The organism is Okeania sp. SIO1H4 (genome assembly GCF_010672695.1).
In the GTDB taxonomy this organism is placed as follows: domain Bacteria; phylum Cyanobacteriota; class Cyanobacteriia; order Cyanobacteriales; family Microcoleaceae; genus Okeania; species Okeania hirsuta.
Window position 1 is genome coordinate 119,093 of sequence record NZ_JAAHGB010000015.1, and the last position, 6,182, is coordinate 125,274.

6 protein-coding genes are annotated in these 6,182 nt (G+C 39.3%); all 6 read left to right on the forward strand.

All coding sequences use genetic code 11. The features are described from left to right. Positions 1-8 precede the first annotated feature (8 nt). Entirely contained in the window at positions 9-320 is a 312-nt protein-coding gene (locus F6K06_RS13880) for a carbon dioxide-concentrating mechanism protein CcmK (protein ID WP_124146612.1), read from the forward strand. Positions 321-754: 434 nt separating this feature from the next. Further along, complete coding sequence (locus F6K06_RS13885; protein ID WP_124146613.1) at positions 755-1,096, forward strand: carbon dioxide-concentrating mechanism protein CcmK; 342 nt, start codon at positions 755-757, stop codon at positions 1,094-1,096. Between the two features lie 555 nt (positions 1,097-1,651). Further along, on the forward strand, positions 1,652-1,954 hold the full coding sequence (locus tag F6K06_RS13890) for a EutN/CcmL family microcompartment protein (protein ID WP_124146614.1): 303 nt from the start codon (positions 1,652-1,654) through the stop codon (positions 1,952-1,954). Positions 1,955-2,063: 109 nt separating this feature from the next. Continuing rightward, entirely contained in the window at positions 2,064-4,424 is a 2,361-nt protein-coding gene (locus tag F6K06_RS13895) for a ribulose bisphosphate carboxylase small subunit (protein WP_287241651.1), read from the forward strand. 72 nt (positions 4,425-4,496) lie between these two features. Continuing rightward, on the forward strand, positions 4,497-5,561 hold the full coding sequence (locus F6K06_RS13900) for a hypothetical protein (protein ID WP_287241654.1): 1,065 nt from the start codon (positions 4,497-4,499) through the stop codon (positions 5,559-5,561). A gap of 425 nt (positions 5,562-5,986) precedes the next feature. After that, positions 5,987-6,182: helix-turn-helix domain-containing protein (locus tag F6K06_RS13905; RefSeq protein WP_287241657.1), on the forward strand; the 196-nt coding region annotated here is incomplete at its 3' end.

Here is a 6,182-nt window from a genome sequence, read left to right on the forward strand (position 1 = left end):
GAAAATAAATGCCAATTGCTGTGGGAATGATTGAAACTAGAGGGTTTCCAGCGGTAGTAGAGGCTGCTGATGCTATGGTTAAAGCAGCTAGAGTTACTCTGGTCGGTTACGAAAAAATTGGTAGTGCTCGTGTAACAGTAATTGTCCGAGGAGATGTATCAGAAGTACAAGCTTCTGTTGCTGCAGGTATAGAATCAGCCAAACGAGTTAACGGTGGTGAGGTAGTATCAACTCATATCATTGCTCGTCCCCACGAAAACTTAGAGTATGTATTGCCAATTCGATATACTGAAGAAGTCGATCAGTTCCGAACTTATTAGTTAGCAAGACTCATTTGAGGCAGTGAGAATTACTACAAGTATTTTGACTAGAACTGGTTGATGAAAAGTTTTTTTTGCAGATAACTGCAAATATAATGATTAAAATCTTAGAACTAAGTAACTTTGCAGATCAAAAATCTACATCTGTGACCAATAATGCTTGACTTTCACAAGCTTTAGGATCGTGCTTTAGGTTCTGTAAGAAAAAACACCAACTTTACCCTAAGATCTTAGGGCAATCATTATTTAAGAGATTGCCCATTCCAGGGAAAGCCTTCAAAAATTATCATCTAAAATTCTAGTAAATTTAGGAATTAATCACTCCCCAACTTAGAGCATTATTTGGAAAAGCAATTATTATTCCAAATAGCCATAGCTAGGATAAAGTCAATACATATACAAGTAAAGCAAAAGAATATCACGGAGTAAGAATAATGTCAATTGCCGTCGGGATGGTAGAAACCCTAGGCTTTCCAGCAGTCGTAGAAGCAGCAGATGCAATGGTGAAAGCTGCACGAGTTACCCTTGTTGGCTATGAAAAGATTGGTAGTGGTCGGGTAACTGTGATCATTCGCGGAGATGTATCAGAAGTACAAGCTTCAGTAGCAGCAGGAGTTGATAACGTCAAGCGGGTGAATGGAGGCCAAACAATGTCTACCCATATCATCGCTCGTCCCCATGAAAACCTAGAGTATGTTTTACCTATTCGTTATACAGAAGAAGTAGAACAATTTCGTGACAGCACCAACGCTGTTCGTCCAGTAAATAGACCATAACTTGATTGCGGATAGCAGGTTTTGAGATTGAACTGAAAAAGAGAATTTACCTAGAAGGTGTTTCCTAGAGTCAAACAACAGTAGATAAGTTTCCTACTTTTAAAAGCTGTATTCCTTGGAATGAGGATTTTATGATCTACAAGAGTTAAATGGAGTATACCGTCAACAGATATAGTTCCATTCGTGAACTTCTGGAGTTTATTGAATCCTCAATCCTGACTGTGGAACTGTAAAATAGTTTCTGTTTTGAGTCTGACCACTAAAAGCTGCAATTTTTTAGATGCGATAAATATCTGAGACGCAGCAAATATATCAAAGCACTCAGCAATAATCAGTCAATATTTACTGAACGCTGAAGGGTATTTTATGGCAGTTAGGCATGACCGTAATATCCTACAGACTAGAAAAATCTAGCACCTTTGGGTAGAAGCAGAAGATATTAGTGAGCATTAGTGACTAAATTCTAGCACATAATAAAACCGAGAGTGAAAAACAACTTTTCAGGTTTCAATCTAAAATCTCATATCTGAAAATCATGTAATTAAATTAGAGATCATGCAAATTGCCAAAGTTCGTGGCACTGTTGTTAGCACCCAAAAAGAGCCTAGTTTACAAGGAACAAAGCTACTTCTGCTGCAATTCATAGACGAAGAAGGCCATCCATTGCCTAAATATGAAGTAGCTGCCGATAATGTCGGAGCCGGAATAGATGAATGGGTTCTGGTTAGTCGAGGCGGAGCAGCTCGTGAAATACCTCGTAGTGAACAACTGCCTATAGATGCCAGAGTAGTCGCAATTATTGACACAATCACAGTGGACAATAGCATGATCTACGGTAAAAAAGACCAATATCGTTAAACAGTCCATTAACTACCAATAGCTTGAACTGTTGGATGTTGAAATCTTGAACTACAAAATATTTACTTAGTACACCAACACCCAACATTTAGCTTCAGGAGAAAAAAATATGCCACACCGCAACGAAGCGGCTCCACTAACCCCCTGGTCACAAAATTTGGCACAGCCAAAGATCGATCGGACAGCGTATGTTCACTCCTTTTCCAATATTATTGGAGATGTCCGCATAGGAGGCCATGTATTAGTAGCTCCCGGTACATCAATTCGTGCTGACGAAGGTACTCCCTTCTTTATCGGTGCAGGAAGCAATATTCAAGATGGAGTAGTCATCCACGGTTTAGAAAAAGGAAGAGTAGTAGGAGATGACAACGAAAACTATTCTGTATGGATAGGTAGAGATGTTTCGATCACCCACAAAGCTCTAATTCACGGCCCCTGCTATATTGGGGATGAGTCTTTTATCGGTTTTCGCTCTACAGTATTTAACGCCCGTATTGGTGAAGGCTGCATCGTGATGCTGCACGCTCTGATCCAAGACGTAGAAATTCCTCCCGGTAAGTATGTACCTTCAGGAGCAATTATTACAAATCAACAGCAAGCAGACCGTTTGCCAGACGTACAACCAGCAGATCTGGAATTTGGCCATCATGTGGTGGGAATCAACGAATCTTTACGAAAAGGTTATATCTGTGCAGCCGATCCCTCCTGTACTAACAAAGTGAAAAATAAAATGAATAGCAATTACAGTAACGGTAACGGTTACAAATCTTCTGTAGCAACTGGTTCTTTAAGCCCAGAGGTAGTTGCTCAAGTAAGACAGCTAGTATCTCAAGGATACCATATTGGCACAGAACACGCTGATGTTCGTCGCTTCAAAACTGGTTCCTGGAACACTTGTTCTCCAATTCAAAGCAAAAATCCTTCAGAAGTAATAGGAGCTTTAGAAGCTTGCGTCGAAGAACACGCTGGAGAGTATGTGCGTCTGTTTGGTATTGACCCTAAAGCCAAACGCCGAATTTCTCCAATTATGATTCAACGGCCTGATGGCAAAAAAATTCCTCAAAAATCGACTACTGGTAATTATAGTGTTCCCGCTGCTTTTGGCGGTCAACCTGCTACAACAAATAACACAGGATTAACTCAAGAAATTGTAGACCAAGTAAACTCCTTGCTATCTCAAGGATACAAAATTAGCACTGAGTATGCTAATGAACGTCGCTTTAAAACTAGCTCTTGGCAAAATGGCCCGACTATTTCAGAAAGCAGTGCCTCACAAGTATTACCAGCTATAGAGCAGTTTTTGGCAGAACATAGCGGTGAATATGTACGTTTGATAGGCGTTGATCCTGTAGCTAGACGTCGTGTTGTAGAAACATTAGTTCAACAGCCTGGCGATCGCCCTATTAAGCAATCTGCTGCTGCCTCTTTCACTGCTAAAACCCCTGCAAATAGCCACGGTAGTAAGCTAAACACAGGATTAAGTCAGGACGTTTTAGCTCAAGTAGGTTCCCTATTTAATCAAGGATATCGCGTCAGCATAGAACACGCTAATGCACGTCGCTTTAAGACTAGCTCTTGGCAGAGCGCTCCCATTTCGGCACAGACTACTGCACAAGCAATAGAGGAATTAGAAGCAGCTTTGGCACATTATAGTGGGGAATATGTACGTTTAATTGGTGTCGATCCTGCTGCTAAACGTCGGGTGTTGGAAGTATTGATTCAGGAGCCAAATGGCAAACGCCAAGGAGTTACTACAGCTTCTAATGGAGCAGGTAATAGTAAACCTCCTATTTATAATACTGCTCATACCAGTGTATCGAGTCAAGGCAGTGGGTTCAAGACAGAACTAAGTCAGGAAGTTTTAGCTCAAGTAGGTTCACTATTTAATCAAGGACATCGCATCGGCATAGAGCACGCTAATGCACGTCGCTTTAAGACTAGCTCTTGGCAGAGCGCTCCCATTTCGGCACAGACTACTGCACAAGCAATAGAGGAATTAGAAGCAGCTTTGGCACAGTATAGTGGGGAATATGTACGTTTAATTGGTGTCGATCCTGCTGCTAAACGTCGGGTGTTGGAAGTATTGATTCAGGAGCCAAATGGCAAACGCCAAGTAGTTCCTACAGTTTCTAATGGAGCAGGCAATAGTTATCAACCATCATATAATAGTGTAACAGCTACTGCTAGTACCCAGAAGCTAACTCAAGAGGTTGTAGAACAAGTTCGCTCTTTGATTGCGAGTGGCTACAAAATAGGTACAGAGTATGCAGACCAACGCCGTTTCAAGACTAGCTCTTGGAAAACTGATACTCAAATTAATGGCAAACGTGATGCTGATGTTTTCCCAGCTATTGAGGAAACTCTAGCTCAACACGAGGGAGAATATGTCCGCTTAATTGGTATCGATCCTCAAGCTAAACGCCGTGTTTTAGAAATGATTATTCAGCAACCTAACGGTAAGGCTAAGTAAAAAAAAACCAGAAAGTCAAAAGTTCAAAGTTGTAACTTTTGACTTTCAGTCGGATATTTGAAAGGAGTATTTATGCAGTTTACACCACTACAACCAATTGATAATACTGAACCTTTTGTTAGTGGTGATGTAAAAATTGAGCCGAATGTTGCGATCGCATCTGGTGTCATTCTCCAAGCTGCTGCTGATTGTCAGATAGTTATTGCTACAGGGGTTTGTATTGGTATGGGAGTTATTCTTCATGCTTACCAGGGCAACATTAAAGTTGAGTCGGGAGTCACCATTGGTGCAGGAGTGTTAGTAGTTGGTAAGAGTAAAATAGGGGCTAATGCTTGTATTGGTTCAGTGGCAACGATTATAGAGCATGATGTTGAACCAAATCAAGTTGTACCACCGACTTCTATTATAGGGGAGTCTGGACGACAAATCTTAGAAAATTCTACTACAGCTCCATCTCAACCTCCATCTCAAACAGTTTTAACACCACACATAACAACCACTACTAAAAGTAATGATGATTTGTCAGTAGACCCGGAATTAAGCAGTAGTTCTGAATTGAGTGAAGAAAATCTTTCTCAAACAAGTACTTTTAATTATCCAGATAATCATCAGGAATTAGGCAGTAGTTCTGAATTGGATGAAGAAAATATTGCTCAAACAAGTACTTTTAATTATCCAGATAATCATCAGGAATTAGGCAGTAGTTCTGAATTGAGTGAAGAAAATATTGCTCAAACAAGTACTTTTAATTATCCAGATAATCATCAGGAATTAGGCAGTAGTTCTGAATTGGATGAAGAAAATATTGCTCAGAAAAGTACTTTTAAGTATCCAGGTAATCATCAAGGACTAAACAGTAATTATCAATTTTTCAAAAAAACTGAACCTGAAAATGATAATTCTAATGCCCTTGTTAATCAAGAATTAACAAATAATTCTTCATCACCAGACCAAGAAAAAGCTAAAAATGAAGAAGAAACTCAAAATAAAATTGAGCAGGCTAAAACTCAACTACAAGAAGAAGCACCTGAAACCACGAAAACTCCAATCTACGGACAAGATTATGTAAATAGGATGATGAAAACTTTATTTCCTCATAAAAATTCTCTTAGCTCTCCTCCCGATGAAGAAGATTAGAAAAGTCATATTGGGTTAGTAAGGGAAACACAGAGGTAGTAGATGCCGAGGATTATAGCAATTTTTGTTACTTTTGACTGATGTTAGTTGAGATAAACTAAAAAATCTGATTTAGAGCAGGATATTTGTAGCAGATAAACAGCAGTCGGATAATTGACAATATAACTATTTTTTGATACAAGAAGGCTTGCTAATTTCAAAAAAAATATAATATAATTTGATAAATGTAGAGAACTAGCTGACAAAACTTTACTCTCATCCAGGGACAAAAAATTATTCAAAGTCTCTTTCAAGTAAAGTCCAATCAGCTCAACTATATTAATTTCTATTTTTGATTTTATATAAAAAAATCCTGAACTAGCTCTAAAGACCATCACCTTTGAAAAACCTAGCCAAAGAAAGGACATTTCTACAAATTTTCCACCATGCGGACTGCCTACCAATATAAATTAAGGCCCAACAAAGAACAAATAGCCACTATTCAATTGTGGTTGGAATTGTTGCGTCGGCAGTACAACTATAGGTTAGGAGAGCGGTTTTCGTGGTGGTCAGAAAATCGTTGTCCAGTTAACGCTTGCCCTTTGGTGATGCCAATTCCTCAACTAAGAGATAATCCAGATT